Genomic DNA, 243 nt, shown 5'->3' on the forward strand with positions numbered 1-243 from the left:
TGGTTGCCCTTCCTTTTGCCCCGTCAGGGTTGGAGGGTGACTGTTTAGTAATTTTTGGATTGCCAGGCCATGCTTTGTTGTGTGGTGTGGTTTGTTTTGGTTGGGTTTTGGGCTTTTCACGGCTCAGTAATCTTTTACTGTTTGATGCTCACTTTTGTGGGTGTTTTTGTGGAGAGTTTGATCCTGGCTCAGGATGAACGCTGGCGGCGTGCTTAACACATGCAAGTCGAACGGAAAGGCTCC

General features: G+C 48.6%; 1 rRNA gene. It reads left to right on the forward strand.

Annotation, left to right across the window (positions count from 1 at the left end):
* Nucleotides 1–165: 165 nt before the first annotated feature.
* Nucleotides 166–243: ribosomal RNA gene (locus M3G19_RS11880) — 16S ribosomal RNA — on the forward strand; the annotation flags it as partial.

It is taken from the genome of Corynebacterium sp. p3-SID1194, from assembly GCF_025144155.1.
GTDB lineage: Bacteria > Actinomycetota > Actinomycetes > Mycobacteriales > Mycobacteriaceae > Corynebacterium.